Annotated in this window: 20 protein-coding genes and 1 pseudogene; 7 read left to right on the forward strand and 14 right to left on the reverse strand. The window is 71.7% G+C overall.

Annotated elements, in window-relative coordinates; all coding sequences use genetic code 11:
• The first annotated feature begins 36 nt into the window (after positions 1-36).
• The gene (locus tag LG278_RS18510) at positions 37-1,410 is read left to right on the forward strand and encodes an alkaline phosphatase PhoX (protein ID WP_404389026.1); all 1,374 of its coding nucleotides are present in this window, start codon (positions 37-39) and stop codon (positions 1,408-1,410) included.
• 55 nt (positions 1,411-1,465) lie between these two features.
• Here LG278_RS18510 and purL read toward each other — a convergent pair whose 3' ends face one another.
• From purL to purS, 3 genes and pseudogenes are all read right to left on the reverse strand, one after another.
• Positions 1,466-3,793, reverse strand: coding sequence for a phosphoribosylformylglycinamidine synthase subunit PurL (gene purL, locus LG278_RS18515; protein WP_404389027.1), 2,328 nt, complete (start codon positions 3,791-3,793; stop codon positions 1,466-1,468).
• Between the two features lie 4 nt (positions 3,794-3,797).
• Entirely contained in the window at positions 3,798-4,493 is a 696-nt protein-coding gene (gene purQ, locus LG278_RS18520) for a phosphoribosylformylglycinamidine synthase subunit PurQ (RefSeq protein ID WP_404389029.1), read from the reverse strand.
• A 122-nt stretch (positions 4,494-4,615) separates the two neighbouring features.
• A pseudogene (purS, locus tag LG278_RS18525) lies at positions 4,616-4,861 on the reverse strand (phosphoribosylformylglycinamidine synthase subunit PurS); the annotation flags it as partial.
• Positions 4,862-5,127: 266 nt separating this feature from the next.
• Here purS and LG278_RS18530 point away from each other — a divergent pair.
• A complete protein-coding gene (locus LG278_RS18530; protein ID WP_404389031.1) occupies positions 5,128-6,816 on the forward strand; it encodes a DUF222 domain-containing protein in 1,689 nt (562 codons plus the stop codon).
• A 2-nt stretch (positions 6,817-6,818) separates the two neighbouring features.
• Here LG278_RS18530 and LG278_RS18535 read toward each other — a convergent pair whose 3' ends face one another.
• Genes LG278_RS18535 through LG278_RS18550 form a run of 4 tightly spaced genes read right to left on the reverse strand, consistent with a single transcriptional unit; the run spans position 6,819 to position 10,369 of the window.
• Positions 6,819-7,724, reverse strand: coding sequence for a phosphoribosylaminoimidazolesuccinocarboxamide synthase (locus LG278_RS18535; RefSeq protein WP_404393705.1), 906 nt, complete (start codon positions 7,722-7,724; stop codon positions 6,819-6,821).
• Between the two features lie 56 nt (positions 7,725-7,780).
• Positions 7,781-8,416, reverse strand: coding sequence for an RNA polymerase sigma factor (locus LG278_RS18540; protein WP_404389033.1), 636 nt, complete (start codon positions 8,414-8,416; stop codon positions 7,781-7,783).
• Positions 8,417-8,452: 36 nt separating this feature from the next.
• On the reverse strand, positions 8,453-9,730 hold the full coding sequence (gene purD / locus LG278_RS18545) for a phosphoribosylamine--glycine ligase (protein WP_404389035.1): 1,278 nt from the start codon (positions 9,728-9,730) through the stop codon (positions 8,453-8,455).
• Between the two features lie 9 nt (positions 9,731-9,739).
• On the reverse strand, positions 9,740-10,369 hold the full coding sequence (locus tag LG278_RS18550; protein ID WP_404389037.1) for a GNAT family N-acetyltransferase: 630 nt from the start codon (positions 10,367-10,369) through the stop codon (positions 9,740-9,742).
• Between the two features lie 123 nt (positions 10,370-10,492).
• On the opposite strand from LG278_RS18550, the gene LG278_RS18555 reads away from it, so the two are divergent.
• The gene (locus LG278_RS18555; RefSeq protein ID WP_404389039.1) at positions 10,493-12,781 is read left to right on the forward strand and encodes a HelD family protein; all 2,289 of its coding nucleotides are present in this window, start codon (positions 10,493-10,495) and stop codon (positions 12,779-12,781) included.
• A gap of 421 nt (positions 12,782-13,202) precedes the next feature.
• Here LG278_RS18555 and lysS read toward each other — a convergent pair whose 3' ends face one another.
• The gene (lysS, locus tag LG278_RS18560; protein WP_404389041.1) at positions 13,203-14,993 is read right to left on the reverse strand and encodes a lysine--tRNA ligase; all 1,791 of its coding nucleotides are present in this window, start codon (positions 14,991-14,993) and stop codon (positions 13,203-13,205) included.
• Positions 14,994-15,047: 54 nt separating this feature from the next.
• On the reverse strand, positions 15,048-16,358 hold the full coding sequence (locus LG278_RS18565) for an adenylosuccinate synthase (protein ID WP_404389043.1): 1,311 nt from the start codon (positions 16,356-16,358) through the stop codon (positions 15,048-15,050).
• A 142-nt stretch (positions 16,359-16,500) separates the two neighbouring features.
• Between LG278_RS18565 and LG278_RS18570 the strand changes: the two genes are divergently transcribed.
• Positions 16,501-16,635: a hypothetical protein gene (locus LG278_RS18570; RefSeq protein ID WP_404389044.1), complete on the forward strand. Its 135-nt coding sequence runs from the start codon at positions 16,501-16,503 to the stop codon at positions 16,633-16,635.
• Between the two features lie 132 nt (positions 16,636-16,767).
• Here LG278_RS18570 and LG278_RS18575 read toward each other — a convergent pair whose 3' ends face one another.
• The 4 genes from LG278_RS18575 to LG278_RS18590 form a co-directional block, all read right to left on the reverse strand.
• Positions 16,768-17,577, reverse strand: coding sequence for a Cof-type HAD-IIB family hydrolase (locus tag LG278_RS18575; RefSeq protein WP_404389045.1), 810 nt, complete (start codon positions 17,575-17,577; stop codon positions 16,768-16,770).
• Positions 17,578-17,679: 102 nt separating this feature from the next.
• Positions 17,680-18,087 (reverse strand): DUF3151 domain-containing protein, encoded by a 408-nt coding sequence (locus tag LG278_RS18580; protein ID WP_404389046.1) that lies wholly within the window; start codon positions 18,085-18,087, stop codon positions 17,680-17,682.
• Positions 18,084-19,112 carry a class II fructose-bisphosphate aldolase gene (gene fbaA / locus LG278_RS18585; protein WP_404389047.1) on the reverse strand — a complete coding sequence of 343 codons (1,029 nt, stop codon included), beginning with the start codon at positions 19,110-19,112 and terminating at the stop codon, positions 18,084-18,086. Before fbaA ends, LG278_RS18580 begins: the two co-directional genes overlap by 4 nt.
• Before the next feature lie 102 nt (positions 19,113-19,214).
• Positions 19,215-20,018 (reverse strand): GNAT family N-acetyltransferase, encoded by an 804-nt coding sequence (locus LG278_RS18590; RefSeq protein WP_404389049.1) that lies wholly within the window; start codon positions 20,016-20,018, stop codon positions 19,215-19,217.
• Between the two features lie 146 nt (positions 20,019-20,164).
• Between LG278_RS18590 and LG278_RS18595 the strand changes: the two genes are divergently transcribed.
• On the forward strand, positions 20,165-21,583 hold the full coding sequence (locus LG278_RS18595) for an NAD(P)/FAD-dependent oxidoreductase (RefSeq protein ID WP_404389050.1): 1,419 nt from the start codon (positions 20,165-20,167) through the stop codon (positions 21,581-21,583).
• 101 nt (positions 21,584-21,684) lie between these two features.
• Here the strand turns inward: LG278_RS18595 and LG278_RS18600 are convergent, their stop codons facing one another.
• A complete protein-coding gene (locus LG278_RS18600; RefSeq protein WP_404389051.1) occupies positions 21,685-22,812 on the reverse strand; it encodes a M24 family metallopeptidase in 1,128 nt (375 codons plus the stop codon).
• A gap of 124 nt (positions 22,813-22,936) precedes the next feature.
• Between LG278_RS18600 and LG278_RS18605 the strand changes: the two genes are divergently transcribed.
• Positions 22,937-23,767, forward strand: coding sequence for a class II glutamine amidotransferase (locus LG278_RS18605; protein ID WP_404389052.1), 831 nt, complete (start codon positions 22,937-22,939; stop codon positions 23,765-23,767).
• Between the two features lie 58 nt (positions 23,768-23,825).
• Positions 23,826-25,190: a sensor histidine kinase gene (locus LG278_RS18610; protein WP_404389053.1), complete on the forward strand. Its 1,365-nt coding sequence runs from the start codon at positions 23,826-23,828 to the stop codon at positions 25,188-25,190.
• The last annotated feature ends 12 nt before the right edge of the window (positions 25,191-25,202 follow it).

Below are 25,202 nucleotides of genomic sequence, written 5' to 3' on the forward strand. Positions count from 1 at the left end.
GCCACTGGCATGGAGACTCCGACGAGAGGAACTCCCATGTCACCTGCAACACCCAGCCTCGGACGCCGAGGTCTGCTCCGGGCGGGCGCCGGAGCCGCGGCGCTCGCTGCCCTCGGTCCGCTCGAGGCCCTGGGCGCCCGCTCCGCCGGCGCCGCCCCGCTGTCCAAGCAGCCGTCCAGCGCCGACTACGGCGCGCTGCGCCCCGTCAAGGACCAGACCACCGGCCTCGAGCTGCTCGCGCTCCCGAAGGGCTTCGAGTACCTCACCTACGGGTGGACCGGCGACGTCATGGCGAACGGCAACCCCACCCCGGGCAACCACGACGGGATGGGGGCCTTCCGCCGCGCCGACGGCAAGGTCGCGATCGTGCGCAACCACGAGCGCAGCGGCTACGCAGGCGCCTTCACGACCCCGGCCTACGACGCGAACGCGGCCGGGGGCACCACCACGCTCACCTTCGACCCCGACGCCGGTGCGTTCCTCGAGACCGTGCCGAGCCTCGGTGGCACGATCCGCAACTGCGCGGGCGGCACGACGCCCTGGGGCTCGTGGCTGACGTGCGAGGAGACGAGCGAGGTCGGCCCGGACGGCACCCGCCACGGTTACGTCTTCGAGGTGCCGCACGACGGTGTCGGCACGGGAGTGGCGCTCAAGGCGATGGGTCGGTTCAGCCACGAGGCGACCTGCATGGACCCGAGCACGGGCATCGTCTACCTGACCGAGGACGCCACCCCGTCCGGCCTCTACCGCTTCTTGCCCGACTCTCCCGGCGACCTCGCTGCCGGCGGGCGCCTGCAGATGATGGAGATCGAGAACGGCGGGGTCTCCTACTCCACCTACACCGACCCGACGGGCACGGAGTACCGCACCGACTGGGTCGACATCGACAACCCCGACTTCGCCCCGGGCGAGCTGCGACTCGCGATCCAGGGCCAGCTCAAGGGTGGCGCCGTTTTCCGGCGGCTCGAGGGCGCCTGGTGGGGCAACGAACGCGCCTACTTCGTCTCCACGAACGGTGGGCCCGCAGGGCAGGGTCAGGTCTTCGAGTACGACCCGCGCAGTGAGTACATGCGCGTGCTCATCGCCTCACCGAGCGCCGGGGTGCTCAACAACCCGGACAACCTCTGCGTCTCACCCCGCGGGGGCATCGTGCTGTGCGAGGACGGCGACGGGCTCGAGTACCTCCACGGCCTCACGACGGACGGGGCGGTCTTTCCCTTCGCCCTCAACAACGTCGTCATCCCCGCTGGTGGCGTGCCGGGCAAGAGCGTGAACCCCGGGACCTACACCGGCTCGGAATGGGCGGGCTCGGTGTTCGAGCCCAAGAAGGGCAACTGGCTCTTCGCCAACCTCCAGAGCCCCGGCATCACCTTCGCGATCACCGGGCCCTGGCGGCGCGGCTCGCTCTGACCACCGGGCCACAGTGCCGCGGGGGCGCGCCCCACGGCATACGGCAGTCGTGCCGTCAGGCGCCGAAAACCGCTGGCATCGTGAACGTGTGGGCCGACGTGAGCTCCGACACCGACACGGAGAAGAGGTCGGTGATCTCGAGGTCGCGGCCGCCGGTGACGCCGATCCGGCGGTGCGGCACCTCGTCGAGGAGCGCCTCGAACGCAGCGGCGCTGCCGGCCGGCACGGCCACGAGGGCGCGCGCGCTGGACTCGGAGAAGAGCGCCGTGAAGGAGTCGACGCCCACCTGGTCGAGTCCGTCGATCGTCGCCCCGACGCCGTGACGCATGCACGCCTCGGCGAGGGCGATCGCGAGGCCGCCCTCCGAGAGGTCGTGGGCCGCCTCGACGAGTCCGGCCTCGGCAGCGGCGACGAGGGCTGCGCCCAGCGCCTGCTCGGCAGCGAGGTCCACCTGGGGCGGCAGGCCGCCGAGGTGCTTGTGGATGACGTGCGCCCACTCGGAGCCGTCGAGCTCTTCGCGCGTCGTGCCGAGGAGGTAGATGTGCGCGTCCTCGCTGCGGAAGCCCGAGGGCGAGCGCTTCGACACGTCCGCCATGACGCCCAGCACGCCGACGACGGGCGTCGGGTGGATCGCGACGTCACCGGTCTGGTTGTAGAAGCTGACGTTGCCGCCGGTGACCGGGATGCCGAGGAACTTGCAGCCCTCGGCGATGCCGCGGATCGACTCGCGGAACTGCCACATGACGCCCGGGTCCTCCGGCGAGCCGAAGTTGAGGCAGTCGGTGACGGCGAGCGGCGCGGCGCCCGCGGTCGCGACGTTGCGGTAGGCCTCGGCCAGAGCGAGCTGCGCGCCGGTGTAGGGGTCGAGCTTGGTGAAACGGCCGTTGCAGTCGGTCGACACGGCCACGCCGCGCCCGGTCTCCTCGTCGACCCGCACGACCCCGGCGTCGTCGGGCTGCGAGAGCGCCGTGTTCCCGAGGACGTAGCGGTCGTACTGGTCGGTGACCCACGACTTGTCGCAGAGGTTGGGCGAGCCGAGGAGGGTCAGCAGCTGCGTCTTGATCTCCTCGCCCGTCTCGGGGCGCTCGAGCGAGGCAGCACCGTCGGCGTTGAGGGCATCGAGGTATGCCGGCCGGCTGAGCGGTCGGTGGTAGGTGGGCCCGTCGTGGGCGACCGAGCGCGGCGGCACGTCGACGATGACCTCGCCGTGCCAGGTGATGACGAGCCGGTCGCCGTCGGTGACCTCACCGATGACGGTGGCCTCGACGTCCCACTTGTCGGTGATCGCCATGAACTCGTCGAGCTTGCCGGGCTCGACGATGGCCATCATGCGCTCCTGCGACTCCGACATGAGGATCTCGTGGGGCTGCAGGGTCGCGTCGCGCAGCGGCACGAGGTCGAGCTCGACACTCATGCCGCCGTCACCGTTGGACGCGAGCTCGCTGGTGGCACAGGAGAGCCCGGCGCCGCCGAGGTCCTGGATGCCGTCGACGACGTGCGCGGCATACAGGTCGAGGCAGCACTCGATGAGCACCTTCTCGGCGAACGGGTCACCCACCTGCACCGCGGGGCGCTTGGCAGGGCCGCCGGAGTCGAAGGTCTCGGAGGCGAGCACCGAGACGCCGCCGATGCCGTCGCCGCCGGTCTTGGCGCCGAAGAGGATGACCTTGTTGCCGACGCCGGTCGCCTTGGCGAGGTGGATGTCCTCGACCCGCATCGCGCCGACGCACAGGGCGTTGACGAGTGGGTTGCCCTGGTAGCAGTCGTCGAAGACGACCTCACCGCCGATGTTGGGCAGGCCGAGACAGTTGCCGTAGCCGCCGACGCCCGCGACGATGCCGGGCAGGACACGCTGGGTGTCGGGGTGGTGCAGGTTGCCGAAGCGGAGCGGGTCCATGACGGCGATCGGCCGAGCGCCCATCGACATGATGTCGCGCACGATGCCGCCGACGCCGGTCGCGGCGCCCTGGTAGGGCTCGACGTAGCTCGGGTGGTTGTGCGACTCGACCTTGAAGGTCACCGCCCAGCCGTCGCCGATGTCGACGACCCCGGCGTTCTCACCGATGCCGACGAGGAGCTTCTCGCGCATCTCGTCGGTGGTGTTCTCGCCCCAGAGCTTGAAGTGGACCTTGCTCGACTTGTAGGAGCAGTGCTCGCTCCACATGACGGAGTACATCGCGAGCTCGGAGATCGTGGGGCGGCGGTCGATGATCTCGCGGATGCTGGCGTACTCGTCGCCCTTGAGGCCGAGCTCCGACCACGGCTGGTCGACGTCGGGGGTGCGCGCGGCGTGCTCGACGGTGTCGAGACCCTCGTGGGGATCGGCAACCCGCGCACCGTCCGAAGTCGTGCCGGGCTGGGTCTGCTCGTCGGTGGTGGTCATCGCGTCAGGCCTTCGCTGCGGTCTCGAGGGTGTGCTTGAGGATCGAGGTGAAGAAACCGCGGCCGTCGAGGCTCGGGCCGTAGCCCACCTCGACCGCGTGCTCCGGGTGCGGCATGAGGCCGACGATGTTGCCGCGCTCGTTGGTGATGCCCGCGATGTGGCGGTAGGAGCCGTTGGGGTTGCGGCCGTCGGCATCGGGGACGTAGCGCACGACCACGCGGCCCTCGCCCTCGAGCATGTCGAGCGTCTTGTCGTCGGCGACGAAGCCGCCCTCGCCGTTCTTGAGGACGATCGTGATCTCCTGACCCACCTCATAGTCGGAGGTCCAGGCCGTCGAGGCGTTGTCGACGACGAGTCGGCTGTCGACGCAGTTGAACTTGCGGTGGTCGTTGCGGATCAGGGCGCCGGGCAGCAGGTGGCTCTCGGTGAGCACCTGGAAGCCGTTGCAGATGCCGAGCACCGGCAGACCGCCCTGGGCGGCCGGCACGAGGGAGTCCATGATCGGCGCGAAGCGGGCGATGGCGCCACACCGCAGGTAGTCGCCGTAGGAGAAGCCGCCCGGGAGGATGACGGCGTCGACGCTCCTGAGGTCGTCGTCGCCGTGCCAGAGCGGCACCGACTCGCCGCCGCACTCGCGCACGGCTCGCGCGGCGTCACGGTCGTCGAGCGAGCCGGGGAAGGTGACGACGCCGATCCTCACTGGGAATCGTCCTCGCTCGCGTCGCCCTGGGCGTCGTCGCCGGCCTCGCCCTGGGCGTCGTCGCCGGCCGCGGGGTCGCCGGCCGCGGTGTCGCCGGCTGCTGCATCGCTGGCGGAGGCCTGCTCGAGCACGTGCACGGAGACGACGTCCTCGATGACGGGGTTCGACAGCAGGGTCTCCGCGGCCTCCCGGGCGGCCTCGAGGTGCGCGTCGGTGACGTCACCGTCGACCGTGAGCACGAAGCGCTTGCCCTGCCGCACATCGGTGAAGCCATCGAAGCCGAGCCGCGGCAGGGCTCCTCCGACGGCCTGCCCCTGGGGGTCGAGGATCTCGGGCTTGAGCATGACGTCGACGACGATGCTTCCCATCGGTGCTTCTCCCTGTGATCGAGGGCCGGGTGACAGGCCCGGCCGAGCCGAAGGAAGTCTATCGGCCGGGCGCAGCACCGCCTCCCACCGTCCGCACTCCGCGGACCACCCCCTCACCGAGCCCGTATGCCGTCCGGCTCGGGCCGTCGGGACGTCCCGACGGGCACCGGGAGCGTCCACATCCACAGAGCCGAATCCACAGGGACACAACGGTTTTCACGGAGTTGAGCCTTGCCCGCCCGCGCATTGGTAGTAGAATCGAACACATGTTCGAGGAGCTGAGGAGTGGGGACGGCGGGGTGCCCGTCGGTGGGCGATCCGCCGACGCTCCCACCGGCTCCACGGCACTGCTCGACGACGGGGACGGTCTGGACGACGCCCAGCTGATCTCCCGGATTGCCGTCCTCGAGCGAGCCAAGGCTGCGTGCGCCGCCGAGCAGGCACGTCTCACCGCTCGCTTCGTCGACTCGCAGGCTGCCGTCGCGGCCCAATTGCGCGAGGAGGCCCAGGCCTGCTCAGACAACGGTGACTTCGACGGCTGGGTGGCCGCCCGCGACGAGGCACGGACGCGCGAGCTCGAGCCGACACCTCGAGACGAGCCGGGTCGCACGCGCCGTCGCTCCAGGTCCGCCCGGCGGGCGGCGATGTCACGCACCGGAGTCTCGGCGCAGGTCGGTCTCGCCCGGCGCGAGTCGCCGTCTCGTGGGGCCCGCCTCGCCCATGCCTCGGTCGCCCTCGTGCACGACCTCCCGCACACGCTGGCCGCCCTCTCGGCCGGCATCCTCAACGAACTGCGGGCCGAGCTCGTCGTGCGCGGCACGAGCCACCTCACCCCCGAGCTGCGCAGCCTCGTCGACGCTGAAGTCATCGGGGCCAACGTCGACCCCGACGACGACACGGCACCCGGTGGCGTGGCCTCGTGGGGCGACCGCGAGGTCGAGCGGCGCGTCAGGGCCTGTGCCGACCATCTCGATGCCGCCGCGGCCGTGGAGCGCACCCGCCTCGCCGAGAGCCAGCGGCGAGTCTCGATCCGTCCCGTTCCTGACGCCATGGCGACGGTGACGGCCCTGCTGCCGGTCGCGCAGGCGGTGGCGGTGCACGCCGCTCTGACCCAGGCGGCCGCGGCGGGCAAGGCAGCCGGTGACGAGCGGAGCAAGGGCCAGCTCATGGCCGACACGCTCGTCGAGCGGGTCACCGGCCAGGCCACGGCCGACGACGTCCCGGTCGAGGTCCAGGTGGTGCTCACCGACCAGGCGCTCGTCGCCGGTGACGAGACGCCCGCGCACGTCCCGGGCTACGGGCCAGTGCCCTCGGCATGGGTCCGAGACCTGCTCACCCGCCACCTCGCGGCGCAGGGTGGTGCACCGCACGACGAAGAGGGACGCGCGGCAGTCACGTGGCTGCGCCGGCTCTACACCCACCCCGCGACCGGCACCCTCGTCGGCATGGACAGCACCCGCCGGCTCTTCCCAGCCGGGCTGCGCCGCTTCCTCGTCGCCCGCGACGGCACGTGCCGCACCCCGTGGTGCGACGCGCCCGTCGCCCACGCCGACCACGTCGTCGCCCACGTGTCCGGCGGACCGACGAGCGCCTCCAACGGCCAGGGCCTCTGCGTGCGCTGCAACCTCGTCAAGGAGGAGCCGGGGTGGAGCGCCACGGTCGTCCATCCCGGCCCCTCGCACACGGCGAGGGGTTCAGCGGGCGACGACAGCGACGAGCAGCCCCACACGGTCGAGATCACGACCCCGACCGGGCACCGCTACCGGTCGACCGCACCGCCGGTCCTGCTCCCTGCGCCCTCGCTTGCCTCCTCCGCGACCACCTCGTCGTCCTCGACGGCACCCGAGGTCGACGTCGGCGATTCGGAGCGGCACGCGGGCGGGGGCACCGGCGCGGGCGCGATCATCATCGAGCTCTATCGGCACCGAGGCTTCGAGGTCGAGCTCACCGCTTGAGGTCAGAACGTCTCGCCGGTGAGCAGCTCGTAGGCCTCGACGTACTTCGCCCGCGTCTGCTCGACGATGCGCTCGGGCAGCTCCGGTGGCGCCTCGCCGCTCGCCTTCGACCAGCCGGACTCGGGCGAGGTGAGCCAGTCCCGGACGAACTGCTTGTCGTAGGACGGCTGGGTGCGCCCCGGCTGCCAGGCGGCAGCGGGCCAGAAGCGCGACGAGTCGGGGGTGAGCACCTCGTCCGCCAGCACGAGGCCACCCGACCCGTCCGGCGAGACCCCGAACTCCACCTTCGTGTCGGCGATGAGGATGCCGCGCTCGGCGGCGATCTCGTTGCCGCGGGCGAGGATCGCACGCGTGAGCCGCGAGACCTCGGCCGCGACCTCCGCGCCGAGCTCCGCGTCGACCTCGGCGGGCGACATCGGCAGGTCGTGCTCACCCACCGGCGCCTTCGTCGTCGGGGTGAAGACCGGCTCGGGCAGCTTCGAGCCGTCCTCGAGCCCCTCGGGCAGCACGACGCCGCACACGGCACCCGTCGCGCGATACTCCTCGAGCCCGCCGCCGGTCAGGTAGGCGCGGGCGATCGCCTCGACCTTGAGCATCTCGAGCTTGCGCACGAGCACGGCCCGGCCGGCGACGGCATCGGGCACCTCCGTCGACACGACGTGGTTGGGCACGAGGTCGGCGAGCTGGTCGAACCACCAGAGCGAGAGTCGGGTCAGCACCGCACCCTTGTCGGGGATCTCGGGGGTCATCATCCAGTCGTAGGCCGACAGCCGGTTGGAGGCGACGAGCAGCAGCTGGTCCTCGACCACCTGCCCGTCGGGGCCGACCGGCACGTAGAGGTCACGCACCTTGCCGGAGTAGACGTGCTCATAGCCGGGCAGCTCGATCGGTAGGTCGGTCACGCGCACAGCCTGCCACCTGCCCAACCGATCGGGCAGGGTGCGCTCGGGGGGAAGGGGCAGGTTCATGACAGGGCCTCCTTGAGGGCGTCGATCTCGATCACGTGGGTGAGGCTCTGGCGAGCCCGGTGGAGACGGGACTTCACGGTCCCCTCCGAGACGCCGAGCGCGCCGGCCGCCTCGGCCAGGGAGCAGTGCGACCAGACGACGAGCTCGATCGCCTCGCGCTGCACCGCCGGGATGAGCTTGAGGGCGCGGCGCACCTCGCTCATCTGGCGCTCGTCGTCGACTCGCGCAGCGGTGGAGGCCGCATGGTCGGGCGAGACGGCGCCGCCGGCGTCCGCCTCGATGCGCCCGTGCAGCAACCGCTGCCGGCGAGCCGACCGCGCGACGTTGGCGCACTCCTGCCCGGCCATCACGAGCAGCACCGCCCGCGCCGTGTCGGCCCGCAGCGGGTCGACCTTGCCGTTGCGAGCCCGGCGCCAGACGGCGGTGAAGGTCGCCTGCACGCCGTCCTCGGCAGCCGCCCATGACGCCGTGCGCCGGAACGCGAAGTTGTAGACCGCATCGCAGTGTCGGCGGTAGAGCTCCGTCAGCGCCCCTCCGTCCGCCTCGGCCAGCCGGGACCACAGGCCCCGGTCGTCCGTCGGCCTGCCGGCATCGGACACCGACCCGCCTCGGCCCGCAGTCATGGCGCTCATGCCAAGGAGAGTCCGGCTCGGCCCGGACGGTTCGCCTCAGCCGACCGCGATGTCACCGCGCTCGGCGCGCAGCGCGATGTCGCTGCGGTGGTGCGAGCCCTCGAGCTCGATGACAGCCACGGCGTCGTAGGCGGCGCGGCGGGCCTTGGCCAGGGTGGGTGCCACCGCGACCACGTCGAGCACCCGGCCGCCGGCCGAGACGAGCCTGCCGGCCTCGTCGAGACGTGTGCCCGCATGGAGCACGAGCACGCCGGGCACCTCGGCGGCGGCGTCGAGGCCGGTGATCGGGTCGCCCGTGCGGGGCGAGGTGGGGTAGCCGTGGGCCGCGACGACGACCACGACCGCCCGGTCGTCCGACCAGCGCAGCCGCCCGAACTGGGCCAGCCGCCCCGTCGCCGCCGCGTGGAGCAGCTGGGCGAACGGGGTCTCGAGGCGAGCGAGCGACGCCTGCCCGTCGGGGTCGCCGAACCGGGCGTTGAACTCGATGACGCGCAGGCCGCGCGTGGTCAGGGCGAGACCGACGTAGAGCACCCCGACGAAAGGCGTGCCGCGGCGGCGCATCTCGTCGATGGTCGGTTGCGCGACCCGGCGCACCACGTCGTCGGCAAGACCCTCGGGTGCCCAGTCGAGCGGCGAGTAGGCGCCCATCCCGCCGGTGTTGAGGCCCGCGTCATCGTCGCCGACGCGCTTGAAGTCCTGCGCCGGCGAGAGCGCCACCACGCTCGAGCCGTCGCTGATGCAGAAGACCGAGACCTCGGGGCCGTCGAGGAACTCCTCGACGACGAGGCGACCGTCGGGCTTGGCGAGGCAGGCCCGGGCGTGCTCCAGCGCCTCCTCCCGCGAGTCGGTGACGACCACGCCCTTGCCCGCGGCGAGCCCGTCGTCCTTGACGACGTGCGGGGCGCCGAGCGCGTCGAGCGCCGACTCGACCTCGTCCATCGTCGTGCACACGTGGGCCAGCGCGGTCGGCACGTCGGCAGCGGCCATCACCTCCTTGGCGAAGGACTTGCTGCCCTCGAGACGCGCGGCCTCGGCGGAGGGTCCGAAGACCGCGAAGCCGGCCGCACGGCATACATCGGCCACGCCTGCCACGAGCGGGGCCTCGGGGCCCACGACGACGAGGTCGACCTCGTGCTCGCGGGCCAGCGCGGCGACCGCAGCGCCGTCGAGGATGTCGACGGGGACGCAGAGCGCCGTCGCGTCGATGCCGGGGTTGCCCGGGGCCGCGATCACCGCGTCGACCTCCGGGTCGGCCGCAACGGCCTTGACGAGTGCGTGTTCGCGGGCGCCTGAACCGAGGACGAGGACCTTCACGGCGCCAGCCTAGGGTGACGCGAGGCGCGCCAGCAGGCCTGCCCGGACCGTGGGCCACTCGTCGACGAGGATCGAGTGCACCGCCGTGTCGCGCCACGTGCCGTCGGCGCGGCGAACGTCGCGCCGGGTGACGCCCTCGGGCACCGCGCCCAGCCTGAGGATGGCGGCGCGCGACCGGGTGTTGATGACGTCGGTCTGGATCTTGACGCGGCCGAAGCCGCACGTGTCGAAGGCATGCCCGAGGAGCAGCAGCTTGCTCTCGGGGTTGACCTCGGCGCCCCACCAGCGGGAGCCGATCATCGTCCACCCGAGGTGCACGTGCTCGCGCGCCGTGTCGACGTCGCCCAGGCTGCTCGACCCGACGACGGTGCCCGCCGCGCCCAGGGCGCTGTCGCCGACGAGACGCACGGTGTATGCCGTCCGGCCGGCACCGCGGGCCGCGATGGAGTCCGCGACCAGCGCCTCCGTCTCGGCGAGCGATGCGTGCGGGTTCAGCATCGCGAATCCCTGCTCGTAGCAGCGCGGGTCGGAGTAGACGGCGAAGAGTCCACGGGCATCGCCCGGCTGCATCAGGTCGAGTCGGACCCAGCGCCCCACGAGAGGCTCGCCGGTGGGCGGGATACAGGCGGGGACGGGCATGCGATGACAGTAGACTCGATGGTTCCCGCGCCGCCTCTGCGGCGCCCGCCGAACGCTGGGACGTCAGTGAGCACCTCCAATGCAGCACCGCACCGGTCGACCACGACCGGTGACCCCCGCCCCGTGACCCCTGCCGCCACTCCGCCGCGCCGCAACGGCGCCCCCGTGACCGACGACGTCGCGAGCGAGATCGCGGTCGAGCAGGCGCACGTCGACCGGGTCCACGAGGAGCTCGAGAAGGCCGGCCGGCGGGCCGACGTCGTGCAGGCCGAGGGCCTGGCCCGGGGCCACATCGCCAAGTCGGCCGAGGTCGGCATGGAGGAGGCCGCCGGCCTCTTCGAGCGCGACGCCCTGATGTTCCACGCCGCCAAGCGGCGCACGGCGCTCGACACGCAGTACGAAGGGCTCGTCTTCGGACGCCTCGACCTCGACCACGGCATGCAGCGTGAGGAGGACGGTGCCGGCGGGGACGGCGGCGAGCGCCGGGCCCGGCCCGACGACCGCGAGGTGCGCTACATCGGGCGCCTCGGGGTGCGTGACGACGACTACGAGCCGCTCGTCATCGACTGGCGCGCGCCGGCGGCCTCCGCCTTCTACCGGGCCACGCCAACCCAGCCGATGGGCGTCCTGCGCCGTCGGGTGCTGCGCAGCCGCGGCGCCACGGTCATCGGCATCGAGGACGACCTCATGGTGCCCGAGCCTCCCGACGACCTCGTCGTCGTCGGCGACGGCGCCCTCATGGCTGCCCTGACGCGCAGCCGCGGTGAGCGCATGCGCGACATCGTCGCGACGATCCAGGCCCACCAGGACGAGGCCATCCGCGCCAGCGCCCGGGGTGTCACCGAGATCACCGGCGGTCCGGGCACCGGCAAGACGGTCGTCGCCCTGCACCGGGCCGCCTTCCTGCTCTACTCCGAGCGGCGCCGCTTCGAGTCCGGCGGCATCCTCGTCGTCGGCCCCTCGGGCGCCTACACGGCCTACATCGAGCGGGTGCTGCCCTCGCTCGGCGAGGACAGCGTCACCCTGCGCGCGCTCGGCGACGTCATCGACGTGATGCACGCCGAGCGTTTCGACCCCCCGCCCGTCGCGAGGCTCAAGGGCTCGATGCGGATCCGCCCGCTGCTGTCCGCCGCGGCGCGTGGGCGGGTGCCCGACGCTCCGACGGAGTTCCGGGCCATGGTCGCGGGGCGCGCGGTGCGCCTCGAGGCACGGGTGCTCGACCGCGTCCGCTCCCAGGTGCTGCGCCAGCACCAGCGCAACACCGCGACGTCGGTCGCCCAGGCCGCCCTCGGCGAGGCCGCCTGGTCGAGCCTCGGGGTCACGGGTGAGCGTGACGCCAAGGCCGAGTTCATGGACAAGTGGGAGGACCACCTCGACGTCGAGTCCTTCATGCAGGAGTGGTGGCCGCAGGTCGACCCCCGCGAGGTGCTGCTCTGGCTCGCCGACGCCGACCTGCTGCGCCGCCACGCGCGCGGCTCACTGCCCGATGCCGACGCCGACCTGCTCGCCGCGTCGTTCGCGACGGCGCTCGAGACCAGCACGTGGTCGGTGGCCGACGTCGCCCTCGTCGACGACCTCGCCGGACGGGTCGGCCCGGTCAAGGAGAAGGAGGCCGAGGAGCGCGGCTTCTACGAGATCGAGGAGTTCGACGACCTCACCCAGTACGGCGTCACCGAGGTGCAGCCTGTCAGCAGCCCGGAGCGCGAGGACACGTCGCACACCCGCTCGGCCGACCCCCGCGAGCGTCTGCTCGCCGGGCGCATCGGCAAGCCCGACGACTACGCCCACGTGCTCGTCGACGAGGCCCAGGACCTCTCCCCCATGCAGTGGCGGATGATCGGCCTGCGGGGTCGCACCGCGTCGTGGACCGTCGTCGGCGACGCCGCCCAGGCGTCCTGGCCCGACCCCGTGGAGGCCACGGCAGCCCGCGAGGAGGCCTTCGGGCGCCAGGCGCGCCAGCTCTTCCACATGGACACCAACTACCGCAACGCCCGCGAGATCTTCGACTACGCCGCGGAGATCGTGCGCCGTGAGGTGCCGGACGCCGACATCCCGCAGGCGGTGCGCGAGACGGGCATCCACCCCGTCGAGGCCTCGCTCGGCGGTGACCCCGTCTCGGCCGTGAGCGCCGCGGTCGAGGAGCTGCTCGGGCAGGTCGACGGCTCGGTCGCCGTCATCACCCCGGCGACGTATGCCGCCCGGCTCGCTCCCCTCTCAGGGCTCGCCCACGAGGGTGTCGTGGGACGCGTGCAGGTCGTCGACCCGATGTCGACGAAGGGCCTGGAGTACGACGCGACCGTGGTCGTCGACCCGCGTGAGATCGTGCGCGAGTCGCCTGGTGGGGTGCGTGTGCTCTATGTGGCGCTGACCCGTGCGGCCCACCGGATGACGGTGCTGACCCCGACGTCGTGAGCCGGGGTGAGCCCCGAAGTGGGCTCGAAGTGGGCTCGGAGCGAGCCCGGAATGAGCCTTGACGGGGCAAGGTAAAGACTTGTTCAAGGAATGCCGTGTTGGAGAGCATCCGGCCGTCTTGCGCGCGATGATGGTCAGGACGTCGACGGCAGTGCGAAACCACCCTCCCCGCCGGTCTACCCCCCAGACCCAGTCGACGTCCGGCGCCGTCCCGCCCCCCATGAGGACGCGCTCGGGCGAGGGACGAGACGCACCCCCCCAGCGTCTCGCCCCTCGCCCGCTCCTTTGCCCGGGACGTGGGCACTCGACCGTTCGTGAGTCGAGTGCCCACGTTCCTCTCGTCGAGAAGTGAGCACTCGACCGTTCGTGAGTCGAGCGCTCACTTTCCTCACCGTCGAGTGCCCAGTTCTCGACGCTGGTGTCAGTGGCCGATGAGGGTGCGCACCCGGTCGGCCCCCACGGCGAGCAGCAGCGTCGGCAGCCGCGGGCCCGTGTCGCGACCCACGAGCAGCCGGTAGACGAGCACGAAGAAGGTGCGCTGCGCGGCCGAGAGCTCCGGGTCCTTGACCTTGGCCTCGGGGTCGATGCCGCGCTGGATCTTCGGCACGGCGTAGACGAGGTGGGTCAGGCCGTCGAGCGACCAGTGCGCACCCAGTCCGTCGGCGAGCAGGCGCAACGACTCACGCTGCGACTCGTCGAGCGAGCCGAGCAGCCCGGCGTCGGGCTCGGTGCGCACGACCGTGCGGTCCTCGGCCGGCACGTAGCCGAGCATCCAGCGCTCGGCGCAGTCGAGGCGCGGCCGCAGGTCGTCCGTCGAGGCAACCGGGTGCTCGGGGTCGAGGTCACTGAGGATGCGCACGGCCTGCTCCTCGTCGCCCTGGGTCACGTCGATGACGGAGGCGATGGTGCGGAACGGCATCGGCCGGGGCGTCGCGGGGAGCACGCCCGACGCCGTGGACGTCGCGCGCAGGTGCGCGGCGAGGTCAGCCGGCTGTGCGGAGCCGTCGGCGACCTTGCGGTTCAGGGCGTCCCACTCGTCATAGAGCCGCTGCAGCTCGGGACCGAAGGCGACGTCGAAGCTCTGGTTGGGCCGGCGCCGGGCATACAGCCAGCGCAACACCGGCGCCTCCATGACCTCGAGGGCGTCGGTGGGGATCGGCACACCGCCCTTGCTCGAGCTCATCTTGGCCATGCCGGCGATGCCGACGAAGGCGTACATCGGCCCGACGGGTCGCTCCCAGCCGAAGATCGGCGCCAGGTCCTTGCCGACGACGAAGCTGCTGCCCGGGCTCTGGTGGTCGACCCCGGAGGGCTCGAACACGACGTGCTCGTGGGCCCAGCGCATCGGCCAGTCGACCTTCCACACGAGCTTGCCGTTGGTGAAGGTGTCGAGGTCGACGGTCTCGGTGTGGCCGCACTTCGTGCAGTCGTAGGTGAGGTCGTGGCTGTCGTCGTCGTAGGCGGTGACAGTCGTGAAGTCGGTGCCACAGACGGAGCAGAACGGCTTGAAGGGGTAGTAGCCGGACTTGCCCTCGCTGCCGTCGTCCTCGGCCGCGGCGCCCGAGCCACGCTCGGCCTCGGTCGCTGCCGCAGCCTGCTCCTCGGTCAGCTTGGCCCCCTTGCCACCACCCTGCTGCCGGCCCTTGCCGGTGGCCTTCTGGCGGGCGTTCTCGGCAGCCTCGAGTGTGCGGTACTGGTCGAGCACCTTGTCGATGGCGAAACGCTCGCGCATCGCGAGCAGCACCTGGTCACGGTAGGCGCCGGCGCGATACTGCTCGGTCTGGCTGATCTCGCGCACCTCGATGCCGGTGGCCTCCATGGCCTCGAGCAGCGGCGCCTTGAAGTGGTCGGCCCAGCTCGCGTGCGACGAGCCGGCGGGCGGCGGCACTGCGGTGAGCGGCATACCGATGTACTGCTCCCACGAGTCGTCCACTCCCGCAAGGTTCTTGGGCACACGGCGGAAGCGGTCGAAGTCGTCCCAGCTGAGGATGTGCTCGCAGTCGATGCCGCGTCGCTTGAGCTCGTCGGCAACGAGGTGCGGGGTGATGAGCTCGCGGAAGTTGCCGAGGTGGATCGGCCCCGACGGGCTGATGCCCGACGCGCAGACGATCGGACCGTCCATCCCGCGGTGGTGCGCCTCGGCGACGACCTCGTCGGCGAGACGGGTGACCCAGTCGAGCTCGACCTTCTGCTCGACGACGTTGTCAGTCATGACTGTCCTTCTGCTCCAAGCGCTTTCGGGTGATGAGGTATGCCGCTGAGCGGGTCAGCCGGCCACCGCGGGCTTGAGCGGGTGGCGCTCGATGATCTCGTCACGACCCGGTCCGACGCCGATCGCCGACACACGGGCGCCGATGAGCTCCTCGACGCGCAGCACGTAGGCCTGGGCGTTGGCGGGCAGCTCCTCGAACGAGCGGCAGGCGGTGATGTCCTCCCACCAGCCGGGCAGCTCCTCGTAGATCGGGGTCGCGTGGTGGAAGTCGGTCTGGTTGACCGGCATCTCGTCGTGGCGCACGCCGCCCACGTCGTAGGCGACGCACACCGGCACCGTCTCGAGACCGGTCAGCACGTCGAGCTTGGTGATGACGAAGTCGGTGACGCCGTTGATGCGCGTCGCGTAGCGGCCGACGACCGTGTCCATCCAGCCGCAGCGGCGGGGGCGACCCGTCGTCGTGCCGTACTCGGCCCCCGTCTTGCGGAGGAACTCGCCGGAGTCGTCGTGCAGCTCGGTCGGGAAGGGACCCTCGCCGACGCGCGTCGTGTAGGCCTTGAGGATCGCGATGACCGAGTCGATGCGGGTCGGCGGCACGCCCGAGCCCGTGCAGGCCCCGGCCGACACCGCGTTGCTCGACGTGACGTAGGGGTAGGTGCCGTGGTCGACATCGAGGAGCGTCGCCTGCCCGGCCTCGAAGAGGACCGTCTCTCCCCGGTCGAGCGCCTGGCCCAGCACGAGGCTCGTGTCGGCGACCATGGGAGCCAGGCGGGCGGCATACGACAGCAGCTCCTCGACGACGTCGTCGACGGCCGAGGCGCGGGTGTTGTAGATCTTGGCGAGCACCTGGTTCTTGAACTCGAGGGCCGCCTCGACCTTCTGCCGCAGGATCGGCTCGTCGTAGAGGTCCTGGATGCGGATGCCGATGCGGTTCATCTTGTCGGCGTAGGTCGGGCCGATGCCGCGCCCCGTCGTGCCGATGCGCCGCTTGCCGAGGAAGCGCTCCGTCACCTTGTCGATGGTGCGGTTGTAGCTGGGGATGATGTGCGCGTTGGCGCTGACGAGCAGCTTGCTCGTGTCGACGCCCCGCGCCTCGAGCCCGTCGAGCTCCTCGAAGAGGACCGAGAGGTCGATGACGACGCCGTTGCCGATGACCGGCACGCAGTTGGGGCTGAGGATGCCGGAGGGCAGCAGGTGCAGGGCGTACTTCTCCCGCTTGCCGTCCTTCTCGATGACGACGGTGTGGCCGGCGTTGTTGCCGCCGTTGAACTTGACGACGTAGTCGACACTGCTGCCGAGCAGGTCGGTCGCCTTGCCCTTGCCCTCGTCACCCCATTGCGCTCCGACGAGCACGATTGCCGGCATCCCTCCGCCTTCCGTTCGCTGGGTCAGCCAACGGCAAGGTTATCGGTTCGCGGAAGGGACCCTCCCCGTCGTCCGACGCGCGTGACCATCCCGGGATCACCCATCGCGGCCCGGCGACGGAGCGACGGGCCCGGCTCCTGGCGTGACGGCCTTCCTCATCGATGAGATGCTCCCGCCCGCCACTGCTCGACTCCTTCGCGACGAGCTGACCCGCGCCCTCGCCGACTGGGCGCGAGGCCACCCGGAGCCCTACGTCGGGGCGCACTGGCTGACGTGACCTCACGGGGCCGGGACCTCGGGGATTCGGACCTCGGGCCTCGGGACTCGGATCCTGCTCCGCTGGGTGGAGCAGGATGCGGGCGGCTCACGACTGCCTCGACCGGCCGTCGGCTCTCACCTGGATGCGAGGTCAGCCCGTGTGCGCGGCGAGCCAGTCCTCGAGGTGGGCAGCGACACCATCGGCGTGGTGCGCAGCGGTGACCTCGGAGGCCGCGTCGAGCACGTGCGGCTTCGCGTTGGCCACGGCGACCGAGGTGCCGACGACGGCGAAGGCGGACAGGTCGTTGTCGTTGTCGCCGTAGAAGACCGTGTCGGCGAGGTCGATGCCGAGGTCGGCGGCGATCGACCGCACACCGGCACCCTTCGAGCAGTCGGCGCTCGCCACCTCGAGGTAGGTCGCCTTGGAGCGGTAGGTGACGAGCCCGTCGCGGCCGGCGAGGACCTGCTCGAGCTCGTCGACGAGGTGCGCGTCGCCCATGCCCATGACCTTGTGCGGTGGCTCCGCCTCCATGCGCCCCGGTGCGGCGTAGTCGTGCGCCGACTCGGCCGACGGCTCGACGGCGGTGTGGTTGATCTCCCGCTGGGTCCAGCGGTCGCGGCCCCACGCATACCAGTTGTCTCCGGCGAAGAAGCTGCCGTGCAAGCCGATCCGGGCACAGGTCTCGTAGGCGACGCGGGCGTCAGCGGCGGCGATGTGCTCGTTCGTCGCGACGGAACGGTCGTCGCGCAGCACGAGCCCGCCGTTGTAGGCGATGAGCGGCACCCCTGTGCCGCCGGAGAGCCGGTCGAGCGCAGCCATCGACTCGGGCATCCGCGACGAGCAGAGCACGAAGGAGTGGCCCGCCTCGCGCACCGCCCGGATCGCCGCGATGGTGCGCTCCGACAGGGTGCGGTGCGAGTTGAGCAGGGTGCCGTCGATGTCACAGCAGAAGAGCGTCATGAGGGCGTATGCCGTCCGGTCGGGGCAGTGGTCGGCGCCGGGTCCCCCAAGGGGCTCCCGGCGCCGATCACGCTGTGGTGGTGTGGAACTCGCGGCTGCGGCTCAGAGACCGAGCTCGCGCGCGCCCTCGGCAGAGCTGTCGCGCAGGAACTGCGTGCAGCGGGCCTCCTCGTCGCTCTCGCCGATGGCGCGCGCCGCCCGGGCGAGCGCCCCGAGGGCGCGGAGGAAACCGCGGTTGGGCTCGTGCGACCACGGCACAGGGCCCTGTCCGCGCCAGCCCGACTTGCGCAGGGAGTCGAGGGAGCGGTGGTAGCCGGTGCGGGCGTAGGCGTAGGCCTCGACATCACGGTCACCGTCGGCGAGGGCGTCCTCGGCGAGCACCGCCCACGCGAGCGCGCTCGCGGGGTAGGCGGCTGCCACCTGGACCGGGTCGACGCCCGAGGCGAGCTTCTCGGCTGCCGGGTCGACCGCGAGGCGGGTCTCGGGGATGCCGAGCAGGTTGTCGCTCACTGGTGGGTGCCGGCCGATCGCAGCGCCTCGCAGGCCTCGACGATGCGCACGGCCATCGCCTCCTCGGCCGCCTTGCCCCAGGCGCGCGGGTCGTACTGCTTCTTGTTGCCGACCTCGCCGTCGACCTTGAGCACGCCGGTGTAGTTGGAGATCATCCAGTCGGCGATCTTGCGGGTGAAGGCGTACTGGGTGTCGGTGTCGACGTTCATCTTGACGACGCCGAAGTCGACGGCCGAGGAGATCTCCTCGGGCAGAGAGCCCGAGCCGCCGTGGAAGACGAGGTCGAAGGGGCGTGCGTCGTCGGAGAGGCCGAGCTCACGGGCACCGGCCTGCTGGGCCTCGAGGAGCACTTCCGGACGGAGCTTGACGTTGCCGGGCTTGTAGACGCCGTGCACGTTGCCGAAGGTCAGGGCCGTCAGGTAGCGGCCGTTCTCGCCGGAGCCGAGCGCCTGGATCGTCGCGATGGCGTCGGCCGGGGTGGAGTAGAGCTTGTCGTTGATCTCGTGGGCGACGCCGTCCTCCTCGCCGCCGACGACGCCGACCTCGATCTCGAGGATGACGTTGGCGGCCTTGGCGAGGGCGAGCAGCTCACGCGCGGTCTCGAGGTTCTCCTCGAGCGGCACGGCCGACCCGTCGAACATGTGCGACTGGAACCACGGGGTACCGCCGGACTGCACGCGCTCGGTGCTCGCCGCGAGGAGCGGGCGCACGAAGCCGTCGAGCTTGTCCTTGGGGCAGTGGTCGGTGTGCAGCGCGATGTTGACGGGGTACTTCTTGGCCACCTCGTGGGCGAACGCGGCAAAGGCGAGCGACCCGCTCACCATGTTCTTGATGCTGGGTCCGGAGAGGTACTCGGCGCCACCGGTCGAGACCTGAATGATGCCGTCGGAGCCGGCGTCGGCGAAGCCCTTCAAGGCCGCGTTGAGCGTCTGCGAGCTCGAGACGTTGATGGCGGGATACGCGAAGGAGCCAGCCTTCGCGCGGTCGAGCATGTCGGCATACACCTCGGGGGTGGCGATGGGCATTGCTACTCCTGCTGTCGAATGAGCGGGTTCACGATCCGCCGTCGATCCTGCCACGTCTGCCGTCCGGTCGGGCGGCAGTCCCACCCACCGGTGAGCGCCCGCTCAGGACGCCCGGGGGTCGAAGACGTAGGGGGTGGTCGTCGCCACCCGGTGCAGCCCGAGACGGCGCAGGATCGGCTCCGAGTCGGGCGAGGCGTCGACCCGGACGTAGTCCTTGCCCCGGTCGAGGCCGAGCCGGGCGCGGTGCAGCAGGGTCGCGCGATAGAGGCCCCGGCCGCGCCACTCGGGCAGGGTCGAGCCGCCCCAGAGACCGGTGAAGCTGCTCTCGTCGTACTCGCTCCGGGCGGCACAGAGCACCGGGCTGTCGGGCGACTGCTCGATGAGCACCACGTCCATCGCGCGGGGGTCACGCTGCCAGGTGGGCAGCAGCGACGCAGTGACCCACTCCTGCTCCTTGCCCCAGACCGCCTCGAGCATCGTGCGGATCCGGGCGAAGTCGTCCTCGGTCTCGGCCGCACGGACGGTCACCCCCTCGGGGAGCCGGATGTCCTGGGCCGCGAGGGGGGCCGCCTCGCCGAGGATGAGCGCCTCGTCGTCCTCCTTGACGAAGCCGGCACGCAGCAGCCGCTCGCCGAGGTCGGCCGGCTCGTCGTAGTCGTAGGTCTTCCACTCGACCTGTTGCCCGCGGGCGGCGAAGAAGTCCCGCTGGCGGGCGATGACCGCGTCGTAGGCCGCGGGGTCAGGGCCCAGCCCGTCCGGGCTCTCGACCATGTTCCACTGGCCGCCGTCGACGTCGTACTCGCGCCGGATCAGGCCGTCGACCTCGATCGGCCGCTGCGCCGTGCCGAGCCCGATCCGCGCACGGGTCTCGTCGTGGAAGACGCGCAACAGCTCATCAGGGGTCATGGTGGTGACACAACCAAACCCCTGTGCGGGGTGCAACGGGTTTCACCCTTCGGGCACCTCCGAGGCCGCGACCCGTGCGAGCGCGCTTCGTCATGGTGCGATGTGCGGTTCCACTCCGGCGCGTGCCGTGGTCGAATCGCCACGACATGAGCAACCGACCCGACAGCCTCAGCCCGCGCGCCGCGCGCGCCCTCGCCGACGCCGCGCCGACCCCCTTCTGGACCGATCGGCCCGAGCGCCCCGACCCGCGGCCGCCGCTGACCGGCCTCGCGACGCGCACCGACCTGCTCGTCGTGGGCGGAGGGTTCACCGGGCTCTGGGCCGCGATCCAGGCGAAGGAGGACGACCCCTCCCGCGACGTCGTCGTCATCGAGGCCGACCGTCTGGCTGACGGGGCCTCGGGCCGCAACGGTGGTTTCGTCAGCCCGAGCCTCACCCACGGGCTGTCGCAGGGCCTCAGCTGCTGGCCCGACGAGATCGAGACGCTCGAGCGGCTCGCGGCCGACAACTTCGCGGCCATCGGGACGACGCTCGAGGCCCACGGCATCGACGCCGACTTCCACGTGCCCGGCGAGCTGACCCTTGCGCTGACGGAGCACCAGGTGCCCGCCGTGCACGAGGCCTTCGAGCTGCATCGTGCCCACGGCTACGAGGTCGAGCTGCTCGATGCGGCGGGAGCTCGCGGCCGCGTCGACTCGCCGCTCTATCGCGCCGGCTTGTTCGACCCCGAGGTCGGTCTCGTCGACCCCGCTCGTCTCGTGTGGGGCCTCGCCCGGGCAGCCGAGTCGTTGGGCGTCCGCATCCACGAGCACACCCGCGCCACGGGATTCGACACCGAGGGCGACGGCGTGCGCGTCTCGCTCGAGGGTGGCAGCGTGCACGCCCGGCGTGTCGTCATCGGCACCAATGCCGCCCAGGGCGTGCTCAAGCGCTTCAGCGCCTGGGTGCTGCCCGTCTACGACCACGTGCTCATGACCGAGCCCCTCACCGCGGCGCAGCTCGACGCCATCGGGTGGAAGGGGCGTGAGGGACTGACCGATGCCGGCAACCAGTTCCACTACTACCGCAGGACGCTCGACGACCGCGTGCTCTTCGGCGGCTACGACGCCAACTACCACTTCCCCGGCCGCATCGACCCGGCGCTCGAGCAGTCCGACGCCTCGCACGGCCTGCTGGCCGACCACTTCGTCGACATCTTCCCGCAGCTCGCTGACATCAGGTTCACGCACCGGTGGGCCGGAGTGATCGACACGACGTCACGCTTCACTCCGGTCTTCGGCACCGCCCTCGGCGGCCGCATGGCCTATGCCGTCGGCTACACCGGGCTGGGCGTGGCCTCGACGCGCTTCGGGGCACGGGTGGCGCTCGACCTGCTCGACGGGCGCGACACCGAGGTGACGCGGCTGCAGATGGTGCGGCGCAAGCCGATCCCCTTCCCTCCCGAGCCGATCCGGTATGCCGCCGTGCGGGCGACGCGGTCGGCGCTCGCTGCCGAGGACCGCACCGGCAAGCGCAACCTGTGGCTCAAGGCGCTCGACACGATCGGCGTCGGCTTCGACTCCTGACCCGTCTGCGTCGAGTGCTCAGTTCCCGACGCACGTCCCGTCGGGAAAATGGGCACTCGACTTGGGGGGAGCGTCGTTGGGGTCGTCGTGGTGGCTCAGGGTCAGAGGACGGTCAGGTCGTGGGGGCGGGTGTTGAAGCGCTCCACCCCGTCGGAGGTGACCGCCACGATGTCCTCGATGCGAGCACCCCACCGGCCCTCGAGGTAGACGCCCGGCTCGATGGAGAACGTCATGCCCGCTTCGAGCACGAGGTCGTTGCCCGCGACGATGTAGGGCTCCTCGTGCACGTCGAGACCGATCCCGTGGCCCGTCCGGTGGATGAAGTACTGCGCCAGTCCCGCCTCCGCGAGCACCGATCGCGCTGCGGCGTCGACGGATTCGCAGGTCACCCCCGGTCGCACGGCGTCGACGGCAGACTGCTGGGCCGCCTGCAACGCGGCATACGCCTCGGCCACGTCGGGCTCGCGAGGTGAGCCCACGGCATACGTGCGGGTGCTGTCGGAGCAGTAGCCCGAGGGCAGCGGGCCACCGATGTCGACGACGACCACGTCACCCCGCTCGATGACGCGGTCGCTGACTGCGTGGTGCGGGCTCGCGGCGTTGGGCCCGGAGCCGACGATGACGAAATCGGCTGCGGCGTGGCCCTCCTCGACGATGGCGGCGGCGATGTCGGCTGCGACCTCCGCCTCGGTGCGGCTCGGGCGAAGCCACTCCTCCATCCGCGCGTGCACGCGGTCGATGGCGGCGCCGGCGGCGCGCAGCTCGGCCAGCTCGGAGACGTCCTTGCGCATGCGCAGCTCGCGCAGGACCGGGCCGGCGAGCCGCTGGTCGGTCGCGCCGGCGTCACGCAGCTGCAGCAGGTGCAGTGCCGGTGTCATGTCAGAGACCGCCACGGGTCCGGCCGCCAGGCCGGCGAGCGCCAGCGCGTGGGCATTCTCCCCATCGACCCACGTGCGCACGTCGACCCCGAGGGCCTCGAGCGGCAGGTGCCGCTGGCCCGCGAACTCCAGCGCCGGAGAGACGAGCACGGCCGCACGTGCGCGGTCGCTCGGCACCACCAGCGCCGTGAGCCGCTCGAACGACGAGCCGCCGAGGCCCAGCAGGTAGCGCAGGTCGGATCCGGGCGTGACCACCACGGCCGCGACTCCCGCTTCGACAGCGCGGTCACGGAGACGGTCGAGCCGGTCCCGCATGGTCGAGACATCGAGGACGGCGGAGCTGACACCCATGCGGCAGACGCTACCGCTCGAGCGGTGCGCTCTTAGGACGGTCGGCCGATGCGGGAGAAGTCATCCCGTCTGGACGATGTGGTGCGCCGGGGCTCGCTGCCACCCTGAAGGCATGTGCCGGTGGATGGTGTATTCAGGTGATCCGATCCTCGCCGAGGACCTCCTCTTCAAACCGGAGCACTCGCTCATCGAGCAGAGTCTCCACTCGACGATGGGGGCGACGACGACGAACGGCGACGGCTTCGGGATCGGGTGGTACGGCCGAGGCCCCACGCCCGCCGTGTTCAAGAACGTCGACCCGGCGTGGAACGACCGCAACCTGCGCGAGCTGACCGCCCAGGTGAGCACCGGGCTGTTCTTCGCGCACGTGCGAGCCTCGACGGGCACCCCGGTGCAGCGGAGCAACTGCCATCCCTTCCGCCACGACGACTGGCTGTGGATGCACAACGGTGCCGTCTTCGGCTTCCACGAGCTCAAGCGCGACCTCGTCTTCGCGGTCGACCCGTCGCTCTACGCCGACATCGAGGGGTCGACGGACTCCGAGGTGCTCTTCTTCCTCGCGCTGACCTTCGGGCTCGAGGACGACGCCATCGGTGGCGTGGCCCGGGCCGTCGGCTTCGTCGAGGACCTCGCTGAGCGCAAGGGTGTCTCGAACCCGATCCAGGCGACGATCGCGACCACGGACGGCCGCTCGGTCTGGGCCTTCCGCTACTCGTCGCAGCACCAGAGCCGCACCCTCTTCCACTCGACCGCGGTCACCGAGCTGCGCCGCCTCCACCCGGAGGTGGAGGTGCTCCAGACCCTCGGCGACGACGCACGACTCGTCGTGTCGGAGCCACTGCGTGACCTGCCGGGAGCCTGGCGCGAGGTGCCCGAGTCGTCGTGCGGCATCATCCAGGAGGGCGACGACGAGATCCGGCCGTTCGCGCCGGAGCGGCCGGCCCACGTCGCCTGAGCACCCCTCCTCCTCCAGGGGGAGCCGCGGCCACCCGCCCGCTGCCTAGGCTGTCGGCATGCACGGGGGCCCACAGGCGCTGGTGGCGCGCGCACGCGACTACTTCGGCGTCGAGACGGACTGGGAGCGCGTGCCGGACGACCCGGCGCAGGCGCGCCGCTCCGACGCGTTCCTCGCCCTGGGCTTCCTTGTCGCCGGCTCGCTCGGCGTCGAGCTGCTGCGCAGCATCGATGCCCTCGGCAACGTGCAGGACTCGTGGTTCTGGCCGCACGTCGCCGTGCTCGTCGGCACGGTGCCGCTCGCGTGGCGCCGCCGCTACCCGCTCCTCGTCGCCGCCCTGCTGTCGCTCCACCTCTTCGCGTTCGGCCTGATGATGCCCGCCGTCGCGGTGTCGCTGCCCCTCCAGGCGGTCTACTTCGTGGCGCTCTTCACCGGCGTCGCCTGGGCTCGCGACCGCCGCCTCATGCTCGGCGTCGTCACCGGGGTGCTCCTGCTGATGTTCGGCTGGCTGACGTGGCAGTTCGCCGTCGGCAGCGGCATCGAGCAGGCGCTCTCGTCGGACGGCAGACCGATGGAGCGCCGGGGCCTCTTCTCCCCCACGAGTGCCTACGTCATCTACACCCTGCTCATCAACGTCGTCTACTTCGGCGGGGCCGTCATCGGCGGACAGACCGCGTGGCGCTCCGCCTACCAACGGGATCGGCTCGCCGACCAGGCCCGGACCATCGACGCGCAGGCCACCACCCTGCAGCGGCAGGCAGTCGTCGAGGAGCGGCTGCGCATCGCCCGCGAGCTGCACGACGTCGTGGCCCACCACGTGTCGGTCATCGGCATCCAGGCAGCGGCCGCTCGGCGGGTGCTGCGCCGCGACCCCGACGTCGCCGAGCAGTCGCTGCGCTCCATCGAGACGTCGTCGCGCGAGGCCGTGACCCAGATGCGCGGCCTGCTCGGCACGCTCCGCACCGACGACGCACCCGGCGACGAGACCCGCGCCCCCGAGCCCGGGCTCGCCGACGTGCCCCGCCTCGTGGAGTCGAGCTCGACGCAGGGGCTGCACGCCACGTGCCGCGTCGTCGAGGACGCCCCGGGCGCGGTCGGCGCGGTGCCCGGCCCCGTCGGCCTCTCGCTCTATCGCACGGTGCAGGAGGCGCTCGCCAACGTGCGTCGCCACTCGACCGCGACCACCGCCAGCGTCGTCGTGCGCGTCGACCGCCGGCCCGAGCGCGGGTTCGACCACGGCTACGCAGAGGTCGAGGTCATCGACGACGGCCGCCCCCGCTCGGGCACCTCCGGCACCGGCCTCGGGCTGCTCGGCGTGCGCGAGCGGCTGGCCACGCACGGTGGTGTCAGCGAGATCGGTCCCCGCGTGACCGGTGGCTACCGCGTCCGCGTGCGGATGCCGCTGCCCGGCGGGTCCTCGTGACGACGCCGAGCG

It is taken from the genome of Humibacillus xanthopallidus, assembly GCF_044793955.1.
GTDB classification, from domain to species: domain Bacteria; phylum Actinomycetota; class Actinomycetes; order Actinomycetales; family Dermatophilaceae; genus Humibacillus; species Humibacillus xanthopallidus_C.